Source organism: Pseudomonas yangonensis, from assembly GCF_009932725.1.
In the GTDB taxonomy this organism is placed as follows: domain Bacteria; phylum Pseudomonadota; class Gammaproteobacteria; order Pseudomonadales; family Pseudomonadaceae; genus Aquipseudomonas; species Aquipseudomonas yangonensis.
In genome coordinates this window covers 1-512 of sequence record NZ_BLJU01000094.1, presented here as the reverse complement: position 1 = coordinate 512, position 512 = coordinate 1, and the positions used below count along the sequence as shown (strand labels likewise).

Sequence of the window (512 nt, the reverse complement as noted above, 5' to 3'; positions counted from 1 at the left end):
CATGGTATTTAACGTAAGCACTAATCCAAACGAAAACATTATTATGTCAAGCAGGAGACGGCATACGAGTTGCTCAGGAGTCGCGTGGGCTCGGGTGTCAACGTCGAGGCCTACTATCAATTCCGCTGGAACAAGAGCGAATTGCCGCCGGTGTGCAGCTACTGGTCCACCACCAACGCGCTGGGTGAGGGCAGGGGGGACTATGGATTCTCCGAAAAGGACGCCCGCGACAGCGGCCAGTGGGGCCTTTCGCTGCGCTGGCAGCCGGAGGACAGCGACGTCGCCTATGGCTTCTACGTGATGCGTTATCACGACAAGTTGCCATCGTTGCGTGTCGCCATGCTCGACCCGAACACCTTCGCGGCGGCACCGACCTGGGAGTACCAGGAAGACCGGATGATGTACGGCATCAGTGCCAACATGCCGATCGGTGACTGGGCCGTCGGTACGGAGCTGTCGTACCGGCCGAAGGACTCGGTCATGCTCAACCCGGTCATCGACCTGTGTACCGG

General features: G+C 59.4%; 1 pseudogene. It reads left to right on the top strand.

Annotation, left to right across the window (positions count from 1 at the left end):
- Nucleotides 1-78: 78 nt before the first annotated feature.
- A pseudogene (locus GYB81_RS25375) lies at nt 79-512 on the top strand (DUF1302 family protein); the annotation flags it as partial.